Genomic DNA, 23,277 nt, shown 5'->3' on the forward strand with positions numbered 1-23,277 from the left:
GCATTTGCAAAAATACATTATTATTTTTTTTATTTAGAATTTGGCCATTCTTCATCTTCCAATGGAATAATTACACTCGCCACTAAGTAAATAATTAATCCAGGAAATGCACCTGAAAATACACAGAGTAAAGCAAATGCAAACCGAAGGATGGTTACATCGATTTTTAAAATCGGTGCTAAACCTCCAAATATACCCGATAATACTTTGTTAGAGCGGGATCTTACTAATTTAACGTCTTTCACACAAACATCTCCCATCTTTATCTTAACAGTATATTAAATGAATTATCTTTATAATACGAAAAGCCTATTTATTAATTCAGGATATGAACTTTGAATTGAAGAATTAAGCTCCGCCATATCTTCTTGGGAATATAGTGAGCAATTAAACTTTCCTTATCTGAAATGTCATCATTATTCGGCATTCTCTTCTCTGTTTGAAACATAAAATATATGCCAGGCAAACAAATAGCAACTGATATCAATCCCCAAAAAATCATTCTCCTCCTCCTTATGAAAGATACTTATCCAGTTACTATCCATGGCTAACCTACCCCTTTACTTCCATAAGAAGTTCAGTAGAAAAGGACATTAAGCCTTCTTAAATCAAAGCCCCGTTTATAAAAAAAATATTATCAATCTAATTATCTTCGTTATTGCTTCTCACATTATTTTGAAGATAAATCTTTTTAAGAGTTGAATTTATATTATTTAAAGCAATAAGAATAACCCCTAACATAACAAATGTTACTACTTCCCCGGTAAACCAAGATAGTATTCCTAAAATTACAGCATAAAGTATGTATAGCCAATTACTCATTTATTCAATATCCTCCCAACCAAAATAATTAACTTCTTCAAAAAACCTAGTTCATTTGTAACATTTTGTAAAACCAGACCGAATCTTAATTAAGCTAGCCTGCCCTTTTACTTCTATAAGAAATTCAACACAAAAAGGCATTAATCCTTCTCGATCAATGCTTCTGTTTATTGAAATGTAATCTTTTCCAATCCATTCTATACCTTAATATAACTCGAATCCCTAGCCGGGTAATAACGAGTGTGTTATTTTTGTAATATCATATCGACGTGAGGGATATTATCCTCTAAATATGTTTCGGATATAGGTTGAAAACCAAAGGAAGTATAGAATTTTCTTAAATAATCTTGGGCTTGAATTTTAACCTTTGTTTCTTTTAATTCGTTTTGGATAAAATCTAGTCCTTTCTTTAAAAGTTCCCCTGCTATCCCTTGTCCTCTGTATTCTTTCTTTACAATAACTCTTCCAATAGAAGTTTCTTGATAAGCAATACCTGCGGGTACAATTCTCAAATATGCAACGATTTCTCCATTGTCTTCTTTAAAAAGATGATATGAAAAAGGATCTTTACCATCAACTTCAAGATAAGGACAATTTTGTTCCACCACAAAAACTAAAGTTCTTTCTTTTAAAAGATTATATAGTTCAATATTTGTTAACTCATCAAATTTTTTGAGTTTCCAACTCATAAAAATTCACCTCTTACTTTTTGTTTCAAATGCATTCAAATATATCTTAAACTTAATCTAACTTTTCCGTAGTTGCAACAAAACACCTATTTCTCTATAAAATTTTCTCGCCTGCCCCTTTACTTCACTAAGGAATTCAACATAAAAAGGCATTAAACCACTTAGATCAATACCCTCTTTAGTTCTACAAGGAAATTCTATATTACCTACAATATCTTCTGGTCCCCATATTGCTAAACTATCATTAGGACAAGCTATTATCTCCCAATGCTCACCATCTTCAGAATCCATAACTCCTACTTGCCAACTCTCGTACTGCTCATTCTGGCCCCATATAAACAATACTTCACCAGAGTCAAACGTTAAGAATAAATGTGGACTTTCAACACCTAAAGAAACATCCACAATTTGTTTTAATCTCAACTCACATAACATCTTTAAAGATTCAATCGAATCTTTTTTAGATAATTCGTTTAATAATGGGATTTTTTTAGGCATTAACTCAAATAAACAAATTGGACTCTCAATATTAATGTAAATTTGACCATTTATTCGATTAGAATTATTTTCACTCTCCGAAAGAAGTAACCTTAAACCATAAAAATTAAGTCCCTCTAGTCTGGTTCCTTTACATAAAAACTGTAAAGTTCGTAAACCTGCAGTTCTTTCTGCTTTATTCATATTTAACACCCTTTTCTTATAAATCATATATCCTTGTTCCGCTAACCTGCCCCGTTACTTCCATAAGAAGTTCAACATAAAAAGGCATTAATCATCCTTTGATCAATGCCCCTGTTTATTTCTGTATAATACTTCTGATATGAATTTTTGACTAGAAAAAGGTGAATATATTTATAGCTTATTTTTTCTTTTATCAATTATTAATAAAAATGACAACACCACTACACTAAATACCACTATAAACAGAAACGACAAGTATAGAGTCATGAATCCACTAAATGTCTCATCGAATATTAAAAGAGCGACGTCTTGGTCATACATACCTCCCATGGATATATATCTAGTCACTTCAAGATAAACGACATGGAAGATCATACTCATCCATATTGTTCCTGTATACCTTCTATATAATTGTAGAGCAATTCCAAATGTAAAGAGCAATATAATATAATCTATAGTTAACGTAAATGGCTCACTAAAGAATATTGACTCCAATGCCATCACCGCAACCGGAACACAAATGAAGATTAACGGCTGTAAAATCAATGCGATGATGAAGCGAAATTTCTTATGCAACTCTTCAAAGATTAGTCCTCGGATAAAGACTTCTTCTGGAAATGCTTCATACATAAATGCTGTCACTGTATTAATTAAAATGGAAATTATAACAGTGGCTGTCAGGTTCAAGCTGACATTTTCAATGCCACCAAATAAATAAGCTGTTATAATTCCTGTTATGACTAATATAAAAGGCAACGCGATTCCGACGATCAAACTAGATGGTGAATTTACACCCTTTAAGCCAATATTCTTAAACAAGTCAGTTTTTTTTCTTTTAAATATATATAGTACAAAAAGCGTTAACCCGCTAAAGATTACTCCTTGTAAAAGCATACTATTTTGTCGATCCATACCTTGAGTTTTAGTCAAATATTGTCCTACATTACCCGAAACAAAGAGAAATAATGATACAAGTAAAAAGTACAAAAGCAACCGACTAATACTAAATTTAAAAGAACTCAATTGAATGCCCCTTTTCTATTAATGACGTATTGTTATAGGCTATGTATTAACCAAGTTCTATATTTGCAGTTTCTTAATGTTAGTGAATTAGTATCAACGTTACAATGAACATTTAATTTCGATATGATTCATTCAACCTTATTCCATTAAATGACCGATTGTTGAGTAATAGTTAAGCAACACTCTCGAACTAATCTGCCCCTTTACTTCCATAAGAAATTCAACACAAAAAGGCATTAATCCTTCTTTGATCAATGCCCCTGGTTGCTTAATTACATTTATTCATAACTTGATATAATTTAAAAATCTGTTAGTACTCATACTTAAATCGTATCGGTACTGGAATGATATTAAAAATATGAAGGGGGATTCCTACTCTATCTTTAATATCAATTTCTATCCCCGCATTAAAGTGGGTAAGAAATTCCCAATAAGAAATGAAAAAGTTATAAGTTGGCTCATAAATAAACTCCATCCATCCCTCTGCAATATGTTTATCTTTTTCATCAAATATATTAATTCCTGAGAAGTTTTCCACTACTCCATCTAAATAGGCGGCATCGTCACCTCTATACAACTTTCAGACCAATCAAATTTAAACTCATTCGCCGTTATTCCATAAAAACGGAGGTCATCACATAGTTGTTTTTCTACTAACATTCTTAATTTCGGACCCATTTTATCTGCGAATCCTAAGTCAGTATAATTTGGTTTCATATTTTCTCTCCACACTTTTGGATTTATGTAATATAACATTGCTCCTTTGCTAGTTAAAACCTTATGTAACTAAACTGCTCCGTTTGTGAAATAGCAAATAGAGATGATCATTAGGCCTCAAGGGTAGCAATCGAACTAATGTATTATGGCCCTGTACCACAAGAGACTTCATATTTTTCACTCTCTATCTTTGTTGAATAACACAGTGTTGCTGTATGTCCTGTAGGATTATCGTAGTCAAACCAATTTACATTGTATAGCTGTCCGTATACTTTATCTTTATAATCATTCTTCGTTATTAAAGCAAAGAAACTTTGATATGGATGCCCGTCTTTGAGTATTTCATCTCTTATTGCAGATTTTGGCGAATCATTATTGTGTACCATTTGTCCTAATATAGGCGGAAATATTATTATCACTAATAATACCAGCAAGCCGACTACTAAAAGTCTTTTTTTCTTTTTCAAATTGATTCCTCCTTTCACCACTTTTATTCCGTTAGCCTGCTCCTGTATTCCAATAAGAAATTCAACACAAAAAGACATTAATTCTTCTTAGCCAATTAGCATAATAGAAATTGTACTGATGAAATCAAATTCTATCCTTATACCATTTTTCAGTTTTAAATTCCTCTGGAATCGATTGCTTAATATTTACCCTTCTTTTAGAAAAGATAAAAATCTGTTATCCTGATGTTAGTATATTTATTCAATACCACTTACTATTAAGTTAGCTTTTTCAAAAGGTTTATAGGTTTCAACATAAACGTCTTCTGATAGCATCCAATTATTTTCCCACCTATCACGTGCTGTTTCTCCGTCTCTTTCAAGACCTCGTGAAAGCCTTGTTTCTCGTGGACATTCAACCCATATCGTAAAATCATATTTATTAAAAAATTCCTGACATATTGCGTAAACACCTTCTATTATGACAATTCCTCCAACTGGAACAGTATGCCACTCCGCTAAACCATCCATTACCCAATCATATCGCTGATAATGTCCTTCTTTATTTTGAGCTATGGGTTCAAGAACCTGATTTAAAATACGCCTCCTATCATAATCTGCACCTATAGGCTTGTTCTTTGGAAGTGTTTTTAGAATTCGAGAAGAGGGTAAATAAAAATCATCCATATGTACAATAGTTGTATTTAATAATCTCCCTTTTAACTTATCAGCGAGTGTGCTTTTCCCAGAACCTCCACAGCCATCTATCCCAATTAACAAAGTTGATTGTTTTTGAGGAACTGAATCAATCAGCCTAACCAAATGTTCAAAATCATTACTGCTTTTAAGAGTTTTATCATTCATAACCTCACCGCCTTAAATTGGAAAACCATCTTGTTAACTAACCTGTATAAAATATTTTCTATTAATTTATTATTAAATCCTTCTTCCCTGCCCTACACCTTATCTAAATCTATGATTAATTTATTACCTTCGATTTTAAAATCTGTGGAATAATTTACAAACTGGATTTTGATAGTTCAATTTTATTCTTAACTTATGTTCACTATAAGACCATAATGCTGCTTAACCAATTTGATTTCATTGACCAATAGCATAATCCATAAGCTTTCCTTCTTATTTCCATAAAGAAAAGTCATCATAAAGATATCTCTATTTCACTGCTAATTTTAGTACCATCAAATCCTCATCATAATATCGGCCATTAAACTTTAAGGCATTTCTTTCTATACCATAGACCTCAAATCCCAACGACTTATATAATTTCTTTGCATAGTGATTATCAGATACAACAGTTAAATTGATTTGCTCCAATCCCTCAGAGTTCTTCGCTTTACTGATAAGTTCATTCATCAATAACTTTCCTAAACCCTGACCTCGATTGCCTGGAGCTATGTACATTCCATAAACATTTCCTTTATGCCTGGTTTTGAGATTGTCTTCACGTATAAAGGTAACAATGCCAACTAAAGATTTTCGATTATCAAAGGCACCTACAATATACTTGTCCATTGTTGGTTTTATTCGTTCCTTTACCATGTCTAAAGAATATCCCACCTCTCTCTCATAGGTTGAACCGAATGCTTCCGGGTTCATTTTCAATGCATTCAATCGCACTTTCTGATATAAATGAGCATCGGACTCTTCTAAAATACGAATATTCATCAACTACTCACTCCTTTAATTTGCATGGAATTATGTATTGCATAATCTATTCTTTTTTTCGCTCCTAATATCCTTCTTGCACTAACCTCCCATCTTATAAAAAGCTTAATTATTTCCTGTACACTGCTGTCTCTTTTCTCACAAACAAATTATTCTATTTCATATTTTTTGTTTAACACTATTTATATAGGGAAAATAATTCTATTGAGGACTATTCCGGTTCAGAAGCAGTGGCTGAACCGTGCCTCAAATTCTTTATAATACTACGAATGGAGGAGACATGAAGAATATTATTAAAATAGCCAGTGCATTTATGGGAATTATCATAGGTGCCGGTTTTGCATCAGGACAAGAAATTTTACAGTATTTTACTAGTTTTGGAATGAAGGGAACGATTGGAGCCTTTCTCTCGATCCTATTGTTCGGATATTTGGGAATGGTTTTAACTAAGCTGGGCAGCCGGCTTCAGACAGACTCACATAAGGAAGTTATTTATAAAATCAGTGGACGTTACCTCGGCGTTCTCATCGATTCTATCCTCGTATTTATCCTTTTTGGAATTGGAATTGTCATGATTTCTGGTTCAGGGTCTATTTTCAATCAGCAGTTTGGGTTGCCAAGTTTCGTTGGCATCATTATCATGACGATTCTCATTTTAATCACAATCCTTTCCGACGTAGACCGGGTTGTAAAAGTTATTGCTATGATAACCCCTTTTCTCATATTGGGAGTGGTCGTATTATTTATACATAGTATGGTGACCATGGAATATTCTTTCTTTGAGCTTGACTCTATAGCGAACGAACAGTCTTCGGCTACAAATCATTGGCTGAGTTCTATTATTAATTATGTTTCACTTGCAATCGCAATGGGAGCATCCATGACTCTGGTAATGGGCGGCGATGAACCCAAGGAGAAAATTGCTTCGATCGGAGGACTGGCGGGAGGTATAGGTGTAGGAATTTTAATTGTCCTGCATCATCTAGCCATCTTTGCACAAGTTGATAAGGTAGGGCACTTGGACATGCCGTCTTTAGGGCTGGCCAATCAAATATCACCACTTTTTGGAGTTCTCTATTCCATCATTCTATTCGGCATGATTTTTAATTCAGCTGTTAGTATGTTCTTTTCGTTTGGTACACGCTTCTTTACCCCGAAAACGAAAAAATACAATTGGTTCGTGGTTATTTCTGTACTCGTCGCTTTTGCTGCAAGCTTCTTTGGATTCAAGCAGTTAGTTTCCTTTTTCTACCCACTGTTTGGATATCTCGGTATGATTTTAATTGTCGTACTCGTTATCGCATCAATTAGAATGAAGCCTTTAAAAGATAAAACGGATTAATCGGTATCAGTTACGCGTTTCAATAAGGATTTAGAAAAGCATTCTTCCGAAAAAAATAAAGAAATCCACTGTAATAGAAAAAGAGATTCGTCAATTTTGATGAATCTCTTTTTCTTGTGCTAATTTTACCTTTAAGTTCACCTTTACTTCCTGTTAACAATTCAAATTTAACTGAGTGTATTCGATTTCTCTTGAGTATCATCTGGAGATTATCAATTGTAGATCTTTCACGCTGAATATAGCATCTCTGCTTCCCATCTAACCCTAACTAACTGTTTCTTCATTAAAAAAGGATTGTCCCCTGCTTTGTAGGTTTTCGGTCATTTAAGTTCACCCCCTTAAACTTCGGCTCATAGTTGGCCACGGGTTTAATCCCTAAGGATTGGTTCCACTGATTATCATGCTATTATTCATTTTCACCCATATATATTAGAAATCTGACCAGGTATATAAAAGCTGTAGTACTATATCCAATTGCTTCCTATAATAAAGGGAGAAAGATCCATAAAAAAGGGTGGGGGTGGAATATGAGGATAGAAATCCAGTTAGATAGTGAATGTAAAGATCCCAAAATCGTCATACATGCTAGTGAGATGACAAATGAAATTTCAAGTTTACTTGAAAAACTTTCAGGCAATGAATACCAATCACTGATGGGTTATAAAGGTGATGAAATTCTTTTGATACAAATGGACGATATCTTGCGGATTTATACTGAAGGTCAATATGTTTATGCACAAGTAAATAATGAAAAATTGCGCTTACGACAAAGATTATACCAATTAGAAGAAATGGTCCCGCGCCAACAATTCATCAGAATTTCAAACTCTGAGATTGTCAATTTTGAAAAAGTTAAAAGCTTAGATATGAGCATAAGCGGAACAATCACTCTGAAATTCAATACCGGCGATCAATCATATGTCTCGAGGCGTTATATTAATAAGATAAAAAAACATTTAGGAATATGAGGTGATGAAGATGAAGACAATTATCGTAAGAGGGGCAATAGGATTTCCGCTAGGCGTTTTTATATCAACCTTTATAACCCTTTGCATTTCACTTGGCATTGGGGATGGGACGTTTTACGCTGTAGTACCCAGCTTAATAGAGACCATGGGTACAGAATTAAATGCCTATCTACTGCAATTTATTTTAAGCGGATTATTAGGAGTTGCTTTTGCTGCAGGCTCTATCATTTTTGAACATGATAATTGGAGTCTTACAAAACAAACAACTCTACACTTTTTCTTAGTTACCATCGCCATGTTTCCTGTCGCCTATTACTCCCATTGGATGGAGCATTCCTTTATAGGATTTTCACTTTACTTCCTTATCTTTGTGGTCATTTATTTAATGTTCTGGTTCTTCCAGTATCTATTTTGGAAGCGAGAAATTAATCGTTTGAATCATTCATTAAATAAACCATAGACACCCACTTTAGAATTACAGTTTTCCTACTAGCAATAAGGTATTCTGCCTCCTTTTAAAAATAGTTTTGATAGGAGGTAAACTTAATATCTATAAAGACACCCCAATAAGATTTGTACAACTCAAGTTATTCTTACAATAAGAAAAGGTGACCCTCTTCTCTCTAGAGTCACCTTTTCTTTTTCTGAGCCAAATTATGCGGTTTCCTATCGATTTACCGTTACCGTTGTAAAGACGAACTTGTCGTGATGATGCCGTGAGAAAGAGTATTCAAATGGTATACCAGTAATCAAAAAGGCAACTTGTTCGACTTCCAAGATAGGATCGTCAGCTCTGCAATCCAGGTATTTTTGATCCAGTTCATTTGATTTACATGCTCTGATTTTACGGTGTGCTCCACCCATTTTTAATTCAAGTGTTTCTTTAATATGCTTATATATGGAAGAATGAAGAACCTCATCATTAATACCGGGAACCAGATTAGCCGGCATGTATGTTTTTTCTATTACATATGGTTCATCATTTACAATCCTGAGACGAATAATATGATAGACAGGTGTATCAAGGCTGATCCTTAGTTTACTGGCTACTTGCTCAGAGGGAAATTGAATTTCAAAGGCAATTACCTTGCTTTTTACCTCATCATTATTGGCCAGATTGGATAGTCCAATATTTTCTTCACTGATGATATTCACTTTATTGTCATCAAATGGAGGCTCGATAATAAAGGTACCATGTCCTCTTTTCCTATATAAAAGCCCCTCTGTAACAAGAATATTCAAAGCTTTTTTCATCGTTACCCTGCTGCTGTCAAATTCTTTCGAAAGAGTATATTCGTCTGGAATCGGCTGGTCCTTTGAGTAATAATCACTCTTTACCCTTCGCCTCATTTCATTTGCAATGGCCTCGTACTTGTTCATTCCTAACACCTTCCTAAACGCTTCTTATAAGTCAATCATAAATACTATCACAGGAAAAATATAGTGTAAAAGTAAAGGTATGCAAATTATAGTAATCAATGACCTGATTCTTTGTTCTATTCCATATAACGTATTACATCGAAATATCAAATCATGCTTGAAGATATGATTATACTTATATCTTTAAATGATTATAACTTTCCCTTGAATTTGTAATCATTTAAAGGTATATATAGAATATATTGTAAAAGTTAGGGTGGGCCAACATGAAGAATCTGATAAAACTTTTTATTGATTTCGTCTCTCAATATACTATTTCCAGCTATTATTTCTGGCTTTATATACTTAGAGGTGGAATCATCTATGGGTTTGTTTCCGCTTCAGTCGGACTGATCCATGCTGTTGAACTCATTCACCGGAAAGAAGATGATTCAATCCGTTCAGCTTTTCAAGAATCCTATAAAAAGAATAAAAGTTATATAGGGTTATCGTTTCTATTGTTTTTATTCAGCGGACTTTCACTGATGTCTATCTATCCACCGCTTCACGAGGCCTTGCCTATCTTAACATGGCTGCAAATACCAATTTTGATCTGGACTTTTCTTTTATGGACCATTGCTATTTATAGTATTTACTTCCTTGCTCATGATCAACAGAATACTCATTCCGCAAAATGGATCTATGCACTGGCTTTTGATACTTGCATTCGCCATCCACTCCGAAGCCTGGTTATATTGCTGATGATCGTAGCTTTCACCTTAATAATCAAAGTAAATTTAGTTGCCTTTATTTTTTTGGCTCCGCCTCTATTAATCATTGCGACCAAAAAAATAGTCTTCATCCCTAAGATTCTGACAAACTAATACCTTTATAAAAAGAGCTGCTTGAAAAGAAGATCCTTCCTTTCAAGCAGTTTTTTCTTCCTCTACTATAATGGACTTGAAATACTTATTTTACTGAACCAGAAACTCCATTATAAATATACTTTTGAAGGGCCAGGAAGACGATTAATATCGGTGTAATTACGATAATAACGCCCGCAAGAATGACCGGCCAATCCGTTCCATATGGTCCTTTAAAGGCAAACAACGCTGTTGAAATAACCTTCAATTCAGGTGACGGCATATACAGGAATGGATTATAGAAGTCATTGTAGATTCCCACACCGCTAATAATAAGAATCGTAATCATTGGAGCTTTGAGCAAAGGCATGATAATCTTGCGATATATTTGAAAGTAAGATGCGCCTTCCATGATTGCTGCTTCATCCAATGAAACTGGAATATTGTTAAGGTACTGCAGGAATACATAGACAGCTATTACGTCTGTACCAAGATTCAGAACAATAACCGACCAAATCGTATTGAATAAGCCCATCCCTTCAATAATCTGGAATGTTGCAACCTGTGTAGTGATTGCCGGAATCAGGGTTGCAAGGAGGAAGAGTCCCATAATAGGTTTCTTCAATTTAAAATCAAATCGGTTCAAAACATATGCAATCATCGTTCCAAGCAAGAGTTTTCCTACAATTGAAACAATAAAGATGATAAGCGTATTTTTAAACCCAACAGTCATTTGGCCATCTATGAATGCTCTTGTATAATTGTCAAACGTAAATTGTTCCGGTAAAGCAAGAACACCAGTTGTCAGGAATTCCTCTTTTGACTTGAATGATCCAATAAACACAACCAATACAGGTAAAATAGCAACCGCTACTCCAAGCAGTAAGCTGCCGTATTTTACAATGGCGCCAAGCAGTTTCTTAATGTTGTATGCATGATCCTGCTTTGCTGGAATCTTTGGTTCTGTCACACTGACATTTGCCTTCATGGTCACACCTCTTTCTCTCTAGTCATGTATTTTTGAATTAATGTCACGACGATGACAATGACTAACAATATGAGGGCCATGGCAGACGCCAGTCCTAGCTTCTGGTACTTAAAGGCTGTATCGATTGTTTGAATGACAAAGGTTTTCGTTCCATTTGATCCACCCGTCATAATGTATGGGATATCGAATACACTTAGGGAACCGCTTATTCCTAAAATGATATTCAGGAACACAATCTGTTTGATACTCGGTAAAATAATGTATAAAAATTGCTGGAACCGGCTGGCACCATCAATTTCCGCTGCTTCATAAATTTCAGGATCAATGGACTGAATAGCTCCCAGGAATATGATGAAGTTGAACCCCATATATCTCCAAATCGACGTAAACGCCAGGGACATATTGTTTATAGAACGGTCTCCAAGCCATAATTGGATTTGACTATCTAACCCAAGGAAAGTCATGACCGTATCCAATGTTCCTCCGGCTTTGAAGAAATACAAGAAGATGAACCCAATAGCCACTCCATTTAAAAGGTACGGAAAAAACAAAATACCCTTCCAAAAGTTTGCGAATTTCACCTTGAAAGTTAGGATCGTGGCAAAGTATAAAGCAATTCCCAGTTGGATAAATGTCGCTACAAAATAGTAGAGACTGACTTTAAATACTGAAAAGTACTCTGGGTTTGTAAAGACCTTTAAATAGTTGGCGAGACCAACATTCTCCTTCGTCGGACTAATCCCATTCCAATCCGTAACACTGTATTGAAGCATTTTTACTAGCGGATAATAAGAAAATAATAAAAGCAAAAAAACAGGTAAAGCTGAAAACAGAAAAATGATAATACGACGCTGCGCCTTATAACTCAAATTTATTTTTTTCATCGCTTTTACTCCTCTTATCTCATTAGCTGGCCCTAATGGACAAAGATACTTTTCAAATCCTTCTGTATTAGAGGAACTGGGGTGTTACAGTATGAATTCTGCAAACACCCCAGTATATTCAATAAGATGATTCTCCTTACTTGCCAACCTCTTCCATTGCACTGGACCATTTTTTGTTCAAGTCTTTCATAATGGTATCAAAGGATTCTTTTGTATTGCCTTTTGCCGCATCGATAATACGTTGCTTCGTTGCTTCTGTTGTATCAATACCGATTTCAGATGTGTTGTTGATGTCACTAAATAGAGATTCTTCTCCTTTAGGTGATGGATTAGCCTGGATAAATTCTACTCCAGCTGTTTCCATCGTTTTAAGAGCTGCTGGCATTTCTTCGCCAACCTTAGGAGAGATGGCTCCTGTATCTTTTGTATAGTTAGATTCATCAATAAACCAGTCTACGAACTTACGAGCAGCTTCTTTTTGTTTGCTGTTCGCATTAATACCGATATTGTAGTCTCCGCCAATCGCAGCATACTGTTTGCCATCTTGTGCGGTAATTGGGAACGCTGCATACTGAATATCTTCTGGATTTTCAGCAAGAGCTTGAACTTGTTCAATTGCCCAGCTGCCTAGAACCATAACAGCAATTTTTCCGTCTGCCAAATCTTGTTTGGATTGTTCCCAATCAGTTGTGGAAGGATCAGCTTCAGTTAAACCTTTTTCCGCTAAATCATATAAAAGTTTGTAGCTTGTGTTCATTACTTTACCATCTGCAAACGGTTCTTTATCTTTCACCATTTTATTCGTAACATCCGGATCACCGGAAGCACCTGTACGGATGAAGTCCCAGTTAGTTAATGTCCAGCCGGAAGCGTAGTTTGTGTATAAAGGAGTTACATCCGCGTTCTTTTTCTTGATTGTTTCTAATGCAGCTACGAAATCTTCTGGTGTTGTTGGAACAGTATCAATACCTGCATCTTTAAATACCTTCATGTTAAGGATGACACCAGTCGTATTAACTGCAATCGGAATACCATAGGAAGTACCTTCATAAGAACGGTCACTTAAAAGCATATATTTCTTTGATAATTCATCCTGTTTACCAAGCGGCTCAAGGAAGTTTGCATTGTCTTCAGGCTTAATCGTTGTTGGAATCATGAACACATCACCGTAGTCTTCTGAGTTCATCCTAATTTGCATTTGACCGGCATAGTCTGTAATCGTTTCCACTTTTACTTCTATATCGGGATGATTTTTATTAAACTCTGCTATGTATTCATCCCATTTCCCATTACCTGTCCAGTCTGTCTTGTGGTTGATAAAAGTGATTGTTTCTTTTCCTGACTCTTTAGAATCGGAATCACTATTGCTCTTATCACTGCAACCTGTTAATGCAAGGGCCAGAGCACTTGCGGCAACCCCCATACGGAATAATTTCTTCATTCCAGTTCCCTCCAAAGTATAATTTGGTAAACGCTTACAAAAATATTGTAGCATCCTATGTTTTAGTTTGTATAGTCTTTTATTACAAAAAAGTAATACTTTTGAAATGTTGTAACTTTTTATCAACAAAACAGACAATCTTTCATTCTTGTAAATTAAAAGATTTCCTTATAATATCGATAAATAACTTTTTCTGCCGGCTTTCCATAGACAGCATAGTCCTGATCAGAATCTGCCTTTTCTATAGGATATAAATGAGCTTTCCAGTCCCATAAGGCAAATCCTTTTACCCAATCTCGCTTTACCGTTGTGCTAAACATCTTTTCGTACCACTCTTTTTGGACATTGACATCTGCTTTCCCTCTTAATGTCCAGTCATTTGGGAGCAAATCTCCACCCTCCCAGCTCGGACAGCCGGCTTCACAGAAGAAAAATGGTTTAGTGTGTTTCTTGACAACGCTTTCAATACGGTCAAGCTCTTGTTCCCATTTATCAATCGGATAATAACCGCTAGAAGAGATCACATCAACAGCGTCCCACCATTTTAGAATATCTTCTTGGTACTTATCGCAATTATAAGTAACAAGTCCGCTGTACAGCTTCCGGACCTCATTTATTAAATCACGCCATTCCTTTTCACGGCGGTCTGCATTGACCATTTCACAGCCGACCACAAACATGGAACACTTCGTTTCTTCAGCTAGTTTCGCGTAATGAAGAATGAATTCATTGTAAGAGGCAAACCATTCAGACCATTTAGGCTCACACGGAACATCGGTATCAAAGAAATTAATTTGAGCACGCCATGTCCCGTCCGAAACATTCACCATCGGTTTTAAAATAACCTTTAAACCCAGTGATTGTGCAAAATGGACCATCTCGATGATTTCTTCATCACTGACCACATTCGGATGTTCCCTCCAGTTAATTACAGTGGACTGGGGTCGATCTTGCTCTGCCACAACCGTTAAAACGACATGATCAATTCCGCATCTTTCTTTTAAAGATTTTAAAGACTGTTTTGCCTTCACATCCTCCCATTCTCCGCGCTTACTCATATAACCAAAGCTAAATCCCTTAATAAAATCCATCATATTCTCCTTTCAAATGATTTAACAAAATGTAACAAAAAGTAATATTAATAGATTGATAAGTATATACATTTGTTGTAAATTAATTATATATTTTCCATTTATTTTCGTAAAGCAAAATTAAAAAATTGAAAGTACGTGCAGATATGGATCATAAACAAGAATACTACCGTAAAATGCTTTACTTCACCATTCCAATCACGATTCAGTTATTAATCATCTCCAGTTTGAATATGATTTCGTCCAGACAAGTCTTCTTTTCATGTTGCTTGTTAAAAAGGAGTTTATTTCCTGGAAAATGATCAAAGAAAACCTAGAGCAGACGCTATATTAAGTTGCTATATATGCCCTTGCAAGCTCACATGAAATCATTCGGGCTCTTCTCGGTGTAAAACGAACGTTATCGAAGAAATGGATCCAAAATATTGTCGAAGGATATGAGGAGGCTGTTCCAGTTGGAAAAGGTTGAATTTAAAAAGGAATTAAACGAAAGAATTCTCCCCTTTTGGATAAAACTATTAGATTATGATAATGGCGGATCATATGGAATTGTGGATTATGATTTGACCTTACACAAAGATAGTCCTAAAGGAGGTGTGGTAGGAGCACGTCACCTGTGGAGCTACTCGGGCGCTTACCTTCTCACGAAAGATGAAAAATATTTGCGGGCCGCTGAGCATTCCTACCACTTCTTGATTAATGCGTTATGGGACCAAGAACATAAAGGAATCTATTGGCTTGTCGATTACCTTGGACAGCCTCTGATTGCAACTAAGCATATCTATGCACAAAGCTTTGCTATTTATGGACTTAGTGAATATGTCAAGGCATCTGACAATAAGGAAGCCTTAACCTATGCCATTGACCTTTTTCATCTTCTTGAAGATACATGTTTTTCTACTACATACGGGGGTTACATAGAGGAATTTACACAGGACTGGATACAGACCGAGCATCATCTGCTTAATGAAGGCGCCAGTGCTGTTTTTACTACTAACAGTCACCTTCACCTATTAGAAGCCTATACAAATTTATATAGCGTTTGGCCTGATAGGCAGCTGTTGAGCAAAATCAATTATCTGTTGGATTTGTTTTATTCAAAAATCTATCACCCTACAGAACATGTTTGCAGAGTCGCTTTTGATGAAAACTGGCAGCCTACAAAAGAGGCGTACTCCTACGGCCATGATATCGAAACGAGCTGGCTCTTAACCGAAACCTTAAACATAACCGGTCTTGACCGGCCAGATATTGTAGAAATGAATAAGCAGATTGCTTACAAGGTTGCAGCTGAAGGCATTGATTCGGATGGATCTATCTATGATGCTAAAAAAGAAGGAAACATACATAAGACAAGGGTTTGGTGGGCGCAGGCAGAGGCAGTTATCGGCTTTTATAATGCTTATCAGCTTACTAAAGATGAACAATTTATCCAACTCAGCGAACGTGCTTGGAATTATATTCAGAAAAAGATTCACGACCCTCGTACGGGTGGCGAATGGTTCTCAAGGCTTGATGAACATGGAGAGATAATCTCCTCACTCAGAAATAATCAATACCAAACACCTGAAAATATCGCTGACTCCTGGAAAGGATTTTATCATAACGGCCGCATGTGTTATGAGCTAATTAAAAGACTACCAGAATAAATAAAAGGCTCTGTTTAAGCAGAGCCTTATTTTATCCCTCTTCATTAATATTAGCTCAATTAGTATAGTTGTATAACCTTAAAAATGGTAAACTATTACAGTAAAGTTAATTTAGAGCTGATAGTTCCTGAAATGATCTATGGGGGATAAAATATGAATTCTATTATGAAAAATATTATGAGCTTGTTCTTTGAAAAAGTTGAACATCCAGTTAAACCTCTTATGTATGCACAAATTACTGTATGGATTGGCATGGGTATTGCTTCGTTTCCAGTGTTGTATACTAGTCGATTTTATTGGATGTATCTTATGCTTGGAACTAGCTTCCTATTAAATGGTATAGAAAATTATTTAGTAAAAGAAACAAATCGTAGAGGCTACTTAATTTGGTTTATTTGTGCACTACTCTTTTATTTGATAGCAGCGGAAGACTATTTCTTCATCTAGCTAATTGTTCGATTAAGAAATGAAAGAGAATTTGTTTAAAGGTAAATGTTTTGCTCCAAATCAATCATTTTTAATTAGGAGTTAAAAGAAGATGAGACATAGAAGGAGAAATAGAAACGGCTTTTTTAAAGAATCCCTGTTTGAGATCATTGGTGAAATAATTTGGGAGATTTTAATGTTTATACCAAGGATGATCATTCGCTTTATAAGTAATATTTTTGATTAACCTATTTACCATAGGCACTAAATTGAGGTCATCAAGTATACTTGAACGTGTTTGCGAAGCATTTCACTTAAACAATCAGATGGACATGAATAAACAAATGAGACCAAAAACATTTCTCCTTTACTAACCCTTCGCAATAACCTTTATAAACAGGGCCAAATAAAAATCCTGCATGGTATAGATGCAGGATTTGTTTGTTATTTGCTTTCGCCGTGATTTAGATGATAATTGTATACTGCTCCAATAAGATTGGCATCATTTTCAAACTTGCAAATAGCAATGTCTGGAACAATTTTTGCAATTTGTACCTTATCTAATATTTCCTTAAATTTACGATGTAATTGTGGAATCAAATCTGGTTTAGCCGAGACTCCCCCGCCAATAATAATTTTTTCAGGGTCATAGCTGTACTGTAAGTTATAGATTCCTTGTGCCAGGCTATAATAGAACTTTTCTGTTTCCTCTATTGCTATTTTGTCACCCTGCTCCGCCAGTTCAAATACTTCTTTTCCGCTAATTTTTCCGCTTGGCAGATTGAACCGTTTCGCATAGCGGACAGCCATTTTGACCGGGCTTGCTAATGTACTGAAGGTCTCATCATGGTTCAAGAGCATATACCCAAATTCTCCGCCAAAAAGATGTTTTCCATGATGAATCTTTCCGTCGACAATCACGGAACCGCCAATACCTGTGCCGACTACTACAAAAATAATATCCTTCAGCCCCTTAGCTGCACCCTTCCAAACTTCTGCAAGCGCTGCACAATTCGCATCATTTTCCATGGAAATGGGGCAACCGAATAGCTCTGTTAGCTCAGGGTAAATCTCAAAGTCATGAAGATAGGGAACAGCACTTGCTCCTTCCACGACTCCTCTTCTTTGATTGACAGCTCCAGGTGAACTGATTGCAACTCCCTCAATCATGAACTGATTAGCAAATTTCTGTTTAACCTGCAATAAGGATGTTTTCATTTCCTCCCATGTAGATGGAGTGATAAATGATCCTTTATCTACTATTTCTTCCTTATCCCAAACCGCATACTTTACAGCCGAACCGCCAATATCAAAAACAAGTAATGACATGATTTTCACTTCCTGCTCCCTTGGAATAATAAATAAACACCTAATTTGCAGAACAGTTCCGTTATTCTATATAAATTAGGTGCTTGATCAATCACTTACTTTAATCCATTATTTTCACTAACTTCTTTAATCCAATAACCCGATTTCTTGATGGTCTTCACCTGCGTATGGATGTTATTCGAAATAAATCCATAACGGTTACGGTACGCATTCTTCCATGACCAGCAGTCAATAGGTGTCCATAAATGATAACCATAGCAATTTGACCCTTCTTCTATTCCTTTATGGATCCATTCTAGATGCTCCTCAATGAATTCAATCCGATAATCATCCTCAATCATGCCTTCATCATTCAGGAAACGTTCCTCACGTGAAACACCCATTCCGTTTTCAGACACAAACCACTCGATATTTTTATAATTATCACGAATATTGATGGCGATATCATACAACGCCTTCGGATAGATCTCCCATCCTTTGTCCACATTCATCCTTCTGCCGGGCATATCATAATGATCATAATAACGGTCAGGCATCCAATCGGCTGTACTGTTTGGTGAGATATCCGGCGCCTTTACGCGAGACGGATGATAGAAATTAACACCAAGGGTATCAATCGTATTTGCCTTCAAAATCGCCAGTTCTTCCTCCGTTGATTCCCAAATCACTTTATCTTTTGTTAAAATCTCAACCAATTGTGCCGGGAATTCTCCATATATAGCCGCATTTAAGAACATCTCATTGCGCCATAGATCCGCAATTTTCCCTGCTTTTACGTCTTCTTCCTTATTGGATGCCGGGTAGGATGGAGTCAGGTTGAGAATGATTCCAATTTTTGCACCCTGATTATGAAGACCCAACTCCCTGAAAACCTTAATCGCTTTAGCGGAAGCCAGATTTAAGTTATACGCAACTTGGACTGCCTTTTTTCCATCAACCACCTTTGGATAATGGAATTGATATAAATACTGGCCGTCCACAATGACCATCGGCTCGTTAAAAGTAAACCAGTACTTAACGCGGTCGCCAAACAGCTCAAAGCATTTGCCCGCAAACTTAGCAAACAAGTCAACTACATGCTTTGATTCCCAGCCGCCATACTTCTTGTATAGCTCAACCGGAAGGTCAAAATGGTGGAGTGCCATAACAGGCGTGATTCCTTGCTTAATGAACTCATTAATCACATCATTATAATAGCGAACACCATCCTCGTTGACAGTCGCTGTTTCAAAATCGTCAATCAATCTTGTCCATTGAATTGAGGTCCGGACAGAATTGAGACCAATTTCCTTCATTAATTGAATATCTTTTACATAACTATTGTAGAAATTGGAGGCGGTATCAGGTCCAACCTGTTTGTAAAACTCCTCAGGTTCCAATTCGTACCAGTAATCAAATACATTTGCATGTTTTTTATTAAATCTACCTTCACTTTGGGGACCAGAGGTAGCTGCACCCCACCAAAAATTATCCGGAAACTTTTTCATGATTGCCTCTCTCCTAAACAGTTAGTTTATTGAATTCAAATAAAATAGTTTGCTATTGTAATCCTTCGTTTTCTCTCTGGACCAAAATTCATCCGCTTTTCCGGTAAAGTTTTCTCCGAAAAGAAGACCGATTTGCATTAAATCATCGCCAAACCTTTTCCCGTCTCCATTGATTTGGTACATTTTGTCCTCTGCCAATCCTTTTAGCTTTAATCGTTCATATGGACGATTTGGCTTTGATAAAACCTCATAATAGCCAACAATCGCCTCCGTTTGATCCTTTGAAACAACCATCCATGCCGTTTCATTGTTGGTAAACGGACTTAATAACCGGAAAAATGTCCCTTGCTGGATCAAAGCGCGATGCTGCTTGAAAAAGGTAATATCCTTCTTAATCTGGTCCTTTTCCTCCTCCGATAGAAGGGTAATATCCAGCTCATATCCAAATGTACCGAAGAAGGCAACATTAGCGCGCATTTCCATGCTTGTTGTCCTTCCCACCTGATGATTCGGAACAGCAGATACATGACTGCCAATACTGGATAATGGATAAACGAATGAAGTTCCATATTGAATTTTTAACCGTTCAACTGCATCTGTATCATCACTTGCCCAGCCTTGAGGTGCATAGTAGAGCATCCCTGGATCGAAACGTCCTCCACCGCCTGCACAGGATTCGAATAATATATCAGGATACTTCGCTATCAGCCTCTCGTATAAGGAGTAAACACCTAAAATGTAACGATGCCATACCTCTCCTTGCTGATCCGCCGGCAATGCTATGGAATAGGCCTCTGATATATAGCGGTTCATATCCCATTTGATGTAGTCAATTTGACAGTCTGATAGAATCGCATCCATTTGTTCGTATACATTTTCGACTACTTCAGATCGGGAAAAGTCCAGGACAAACTGATTTCGGCCGTGAGATAGTCTCTTGCCCGGAACCTGGATTAGCCAGTCTGGATGTTCTTTAAATAGCTTAGTATCCTTGCAGACCATTTCCGGTTCAAACCATAGACCAAACTTTAATCCCAAGGCGTGTATCTTTTCTGATAACCCCTTCATTCCATTAGGCAATTTAGCACTATTAACAAACCAATCCCCTAATGAAGAGCTATCATCATTACGCTGACCAAACCAGCCGTCATCAAGGACGAACAGCTCCATTCCAAGCTCAGCACCACTACGTGCAATCTCAAGAATTTTTTCTTCATTAAAATCAAAATAGGTCGCTTCCCAGTTGTTAATAAGAATCGGACGTTCTTTATCCCTCCAAACTCCCCTCGCCAATCGAGTACGATAAAGGTCGTGCAATGCCTGACTCATTTCGTTTAAACCAGAGTCAGAATAAACCAGTACGGCTTCTGGTGTTTGGAAACTTTCACCCTGCTTCAGCTTCCATGCGAATTGGAATGGATTAATGCCCATCATCGCTCTTGTTACTTTGTATGTATCCACCTCAATCTGGGCGAGAAAATTACCGCTGTAAATTAAACTGAAGCCATATGCCTCACCGGCATGCTCCGTTGTCTCGGGTCGAACCAACGCCATAAATGGGTTATGAGCATGACTGCTTGCTCCACGTGTACTGGAAATCGATTGGACGCCTGTTATAACCGGTTTCCTTTCAAGATGATTTTCGCGGGTCCAGGCACCATTTAAGTGAATCAATTCAAAATTATCATCTGAAAAATCGATGCTTAAGCTCATCGCTGTTTCAAGCTCGTAGTCTTCAGAACCATTATTCGTAAATTTAGCACTTCTGGCAATAACCGGCCGATCTTTATAAATCGTATAGAATATATATAATGTCAGCTCAGAATACGCATCCTTCAGCAGAATTTCGAGCGTCTCTGCCTCCTCAGGAGATTCCGTATATGTAGCCGGCAGACCAGCAAGGACTGGTTTCCCTTCCATGACTCGATAATCTGCATATTCAAAACGACTGATTCTGTCACCCGCTGGATAGCGAACCTGCTGGGCTGGGTAGCGAAAATCCGAGGTACCAAAACCAGGATACTCTTGTCTGATATGTTCCAGTGATGAAGTATGATCACCCTCAAACTGATTATTCGATGGACGTACTTCTCTTTCCATTAAAAAGTCGAAGTTTTCCTGATGACGAATACTTTTCCCAAAATATAAATGCTCCAGCTGATTGATTTGGTCCATCACGCGGAATAAATAACTTACTTTACTGTTTGATAGATGAAACTCAAGCTTGTTTTTATTTACTTTAATCAATTTATTCATATAATAGGAACCCCTTTACGCGGTCACCAAGCTTCGGCAAATATTCGTGACCATATTCCGGAAAGATAATCATTTCCTTTGGCGAAGTGATTTGATTGTAGACCGCAAATTGCTGGGCTGGATAACAAACATCATCCTCAAGGGCAATCGCCCATTTTACTTCCGCCTTAATTCGCGGTGCAAAGTGTTGCAAATCTATGTATTCAAGAGTGTTGAAGAATTCATCTTCACGCTCATGCATCGGATCACGGAAACGAAACCAATAATGAAGTTCCTCATAGGCAGAAGAAGTAATATTAAATTCAAAAGCTTTACGGTAATCACTTAAAAATGGATATTGCGCAACAACCTTTTTCACTCTTGGTTCCAACGCTGCACAAATCAATGATAGAGCTCCGCCCTGTGAGGCACCCTGAATATATATTTCCTCTTCATTGACCTCATCCATCGACATCAAAATTCTGGCAGCCTGTACAGTATCAAGAAATACAGAACGGAAATACAAACTTTCCGGCCCTTCTTCGACACCGCGGATGATGAGTCCCTTCATCGTTGTTCCTTTTACTTTAGAGTTGTTCTCAGAAAGCCCGCCCTGTCCGCGGCAATCCATAGCAAGGACAGAAAAGCCTTCAGCAGCCCAGCTTACTTTATCGCCAAAATCACCACTGTCTCCATGATATCCATGGAACATAAGCATTCCGGGTATTTTTCCATTTACTTGTTTCGGACAAACATATTGGCATCTCACCCTTGCTCCTTCAACACCAATAAAATACAAATTATAAAAATCAGCGACTCGGGAAGGAATTTCAACTCTCTCTAATTCATAATCCAATGGAAGCCGTTCAAGCTCTTCCAGTTGTTTATCCCAAAATTCATCAAAATTCGCAGGTTTTATTCCACTTCCAAGATAATTCTGATATTGATGGATGACTTTTTCTGCTTTCATAAGAACACCCCTTCTTTTGGTATCGCTTTCATTATAAAGAATATACAAAATTATGTAAATGTATATATTTTATGAAAATATGTAAATCCTTTTAAATTTAATTCTACTAGTAAAATAGACTTATCATTTTACATAAAATATTCACATTTTACTTGTTAGTATGGCTGAACAGAGGATTAAA

General features: G+C 36.5%; 25 protein-coding genes. 6 read left to right on the forward strand and 19 right to left on the reverse strand.

The features are described from left to right. Positions 1–29: 29 nt before the first annotated feature. The 10 genes from FHY45_RS15250 to FHY45_RS15290 form a co-directional block, all read right to left on the reverse strand. The gene (locus FHY45_RS15250; protein ID WP_257469134.1) at positions 30–245 is read right to left on the reverse strand and encodes a PspC domain-containing protein; all 216 of its coding nucleotides are present in this window, start codon (positions 243–245) and stop codon (positions 30–32) included. 71 nt (positions 246–316) lie between these two features. Next, complete coding sequence (locus FHY45_RS15255) at positions 317–502, reverse strand: hypothetical protein (RefSeq protein ID WP_139892397.1); 186 nt, start codon at positions 500–502, stop codon at positions 317–319. Positions 503–642: 140 nt separating this feature from the next. Continuing rightward, a complete protein-coding gene (locus FHY45_RS15260) occupies positions 643–822 on the reverse strand; it encodes a hypothetical protein (RefSeq protein WP_066104513.1) in 180 nt (59 codons plus the stop codon). A gap of 245 nt (positions 823–1,067) precedes the next feature. Then, the gene (locus tag FHY45_RS15265; protein ID WP_139892398.1) at positions 1,068–1,511 is read right to left on the reverse strand and encodes a GNAT family N-acetyltransferase; all 444 of its coding nucleotides are present in this window, start codon (positions 1,509–1,511) and stop codon (positions 1,068–1,070) included. A gap of 57 nt (positions 1,512–1,568) precedes the next feature. Next, positions 1,569–2,192 (reverse strand): hypothetical protein, encoded by a 624-nt coding sequence (locus tag FHY45_RS15270; protein ID WP_139892399.1) that lies wholly within the window; start codon positions 2,190–2,192, stop codon positions 1,569–1,571. A gap of 171 nt (positions 2,193–2,363) precedes the next feature. Further along, positions 2,364–3,215, reverse strand: a complete 852-nt coding sequence (locus tag FHY45_RS15275; protein ID WP_139892400.1) for a CPBP family intramembrane glutamic endopeptidase — start codon at positions 3,213–3,215, stop codon at positions 2,364–2,366. 546 nt (positions 3,216–3,761) lie between these two features. Beyond that, on the reverse strand, positions 3,762–3,932 hold the full coding sequence (locus FHY45_RS20625) for a hypothetical protein (protein ID WP_180349995.1): 171 nt from the start codon (positions 3,930–3,932) through the stop codon (positions 3,762–3,764). Positions 3,933–4,075: 143 nt separating this feature from the next. Beyond that, a complete protein-coding gene (locus FHY45_RS15280; RefSeq protein ID WP_139892401.1) occupies positions 4,076–4,399 on the reverse strand; it encodes a hypothetical protein in 324 nt (107 codons plus the stop codon). 237 nt (positions 4,400–4,636) lie between these two features. After that, the gene (locus tag FHY45_RS15285) at positions 4,637–5,242 is read right to left on the reverse strand and encodes a uridine kinase family protein (protein WP_066104531.1); all 606 of its coding nucleotides are present in this window, start codon (positions 5,240–5,242) and stop codon (positions 4,637–4,639) included. Positions 5,243–5,551: 309 nt separating this feature from the next. Beyond that, positions 5,552–6,064, reverse strand: a complete 513-nt coding sequence (locus tag FHY45_RS15290) for a GNAT family N-acetyltransferase (protein ID WP_066104534.1) — start codon at positions 6,062–6,064, stop codon at positions 5,552–5,554. Positions 6,065–6,344: 280 nt separating this feature from the next. On the opposite strand from FHY45_RS15290, the gene FHY45_RS15295 reads away from it, so the two are divergent. The 3 genes from FHY45_RS15295 to FHY45_RS15305 all read left to right on the forward strand — a co-directional run bounded on the left by FHY45_RS15295 (position 6,345) and on the right by FHY45_RS15305 (position 8,834). Continuing rightward, on the forward strand, positions 6,345–7,406 hold the full coding sequence (locus tag FHY45_RS15295; protein ID WP_066104535.1) for a YkvI family membrane protein: 1,062 nt from the start codon (positions 6,345–6,347) through the stop codon (positions 7,404–7,406). A 527-nt stretch (positions 7,407–7,933) separates the two neighbouring features. Further along, positions 7,934–8,374, forward strand: coding sequence for a LytTR family DNA-binding domain-containing protein (locus tag FHY45_RS15300; RefSeq protein WP_066104538.1), 441 nt, complete (start codon positions 7,934–7,936; stop codon positions 8,372–8,374). A gap of 10 nt (positions 8,375–8,384) precedes the next feature. Then, on the forward strand, positions 8,385–8,834 hold the full coding sequence (locus FHY45_RS15305) for a DUF3021 domain-containing protein (RefSeq protein WP_257469137.1): 450 nt from the start codon (positions 8,385–8,387) through the stop codon (positions 8,832–8,834). A gap of 206 nt (positions 8,835–9,040) precedes the next feature. Here FHY45_RS15305 and FHY45_RS15310 read toward each other — a convergent pair whose 3' ends face one another. Then, a complete protein-coding gene (locus FHY45_RS15310; protein WP_066104544.1) occupies positions 9,041–9,754 on the reverse strand; it encodes a GntR family transcriptional regulator in 714 nt (237 codons plus the stop codon). 266 nt (positions 9,755–10,020) lie between these two features. Here FHY45_RS15310 and FHY45_RS15315 point away from each other — a divergent pair, with 266 nt between their 5' ends. Continuing rightward, the gene (locus FHY45_RS15315) at positions 10,021–10,617 is read left to right on the forward strand and encodes a DUF624 domain-containing protein (RefSeq protein ID WP_139892403.1); all 597 of its coding nucleotides are present in this window, start codon (positions 10,021–10,023) and stop codon (positions 10,615–10,617) included. 85 nt (positions 10,618–10,702) lie between these two features. Here FHY45_RS15315 and FHY45_RS15320 read toward each other — a convergent pair whose 3' ends face one another. From FHY45_RS15320 to FHY45_RS15335, 4 genes are all read right to left on the reverse strand, one after another. Further along, the gene (locus FHY45_RS15320) at positions 10,703–11,584 is read right to left on the reverse strand and encodes a carbohydrate ABC transporter permease (RefSeq protein WP_139892404.1); all 882 of its coding nucleotides are present in this window, start codon (positions 11,582–11,584) and stop codon (positions 10,703–10,705) included. Positions 11,585–11,586: 2 nt separating this feature from the next. Further along, entirely contained in the window at positions 11,587–12,468 is an 882-nt protein-coding gene (locus FHY45_RS15325; RefSeq protein WP_066104552.1) for a carbohydrate ABC transporter permease, read from the reverse strand. Positions 12,469–12,604: 136 nt separating this feature from the next. Continuing rightward, positions 12,605–13,909, reverse strand: coding sequence for an ABC transporter substrate-binding protein (locus tag FHY45_RS15330; RefSeq protein WP_139892405.1), 1,305 nt, complete (start codon positions 13,907–13,909; stop codon positions 12,605–12,607). Between the two features lie 155 nt (positions 13,910–14,064). Next, the gene (locus tag FHY45_RS15335; protein WP_139892406.1) at positions 14,065–15,000 is read right to left on the reverse strand and encodes a glycoside hydrolase family 113; all 936 of its coding nucleotides are present in this window, start codon (positions 14,998–15,000) and stop codon (positions 14,065–14,067) included. 455 nt (positions 15,001–15,455) lie between these two features. Between FHY45_RS15335 and FHY45_RS15340 the strand changes: the two genes are divergently transcribed. Both FHY45_RS15340 and FHY45_RS15345 read left to right on the forward strand, forming a co-directional pair. Next, positions 15,456–16,649 carry an AGE family epimerase/isomerase gene (locus tag FHY45_RS15340; protein ID WP_180349996.1) on the forward strand — a complete coding sequence of 398 codons (1,194 nt, stop codon included), beginning with the start codon at positions 15,456–15,458 and terminating at the stop codon, positions 16,647–16,649. A 153-nt stretch (positions 16,650–16,802) separates the two neighbouring features. After that, positions 16,803–17,096 (forward strand): hypothetical protein, encoded by a 294-nt coding sequence (locus tag FHY45_RS15345; RefSeq protein ID WP_139892408.1) that lies wholly within the window; start codon positions 16,803–16,805, stop codon positions 17,094–17,096. Positions 17,097–17,519: 423 nt separating this feature from the next. On the opposite strand, the gene FHY45_RS15350 is transcribed toward FHY45_RS15345, so the two are convergent. The 4 genes from FHY45_RS15350 to FHY45_RS15365 form a co-directional block, all read right to left on the reverse strand. Then, positions 17,520–18,404, reverse strand: coding sequence for an ROK family protein (locus FHY45_RS15350; RefSeq protein WP_066104569.1), 885 nt, complete (start codon positions 18,402–18,404; stop codon positions 17,520–17,522). A gap of 95 nt (positions 18,405–18,499) precedes the next feature. Then, the gene (locus tag FHY45_RS15355) at positions 18,500–19,891 is read right to left on the reverse strand and encodes a glycoside hydrolase family 1 protein (RefSeq protein WP_066104572.1); all 1,392 of its coding nucleotides are present in this window, start codon (positions 19,889–19,891) and stop codon (positions 18,500–18,502) included. Between the two features lie 21 nt (positions 19,892–19,912). Beyond that, on the reverse strand, positions 19,913–22,147 hold the full coding sequence (locus tag FHY45_RS15360; protein WP_139892409.1) for an alpha-galactosidase: 2,235 nt from the start codon (positions 22,145–22,147) through the stop codon (positions 19,913–19,915). Further along, positions 22,140–23,096, reverse strand: coding sequence for an acetylxylan esterase (locus FHY45_RS15365; RefSeq protein ID WP_066104581.1), 957 nt, complete (start codon positions 23,094–23,096; stop codon positions 22,140–22,142). The genes FHY45_RS15360 and FHY45_RS15365 overlap by 8 nt, the downstream gene beginning before the upstream one ends. Positions 23,097–23,277: the final 181 nt, after the last annotated feature.

It is taken from the genome of Bacillus sp. D386 (assembly GCF_006346415.1).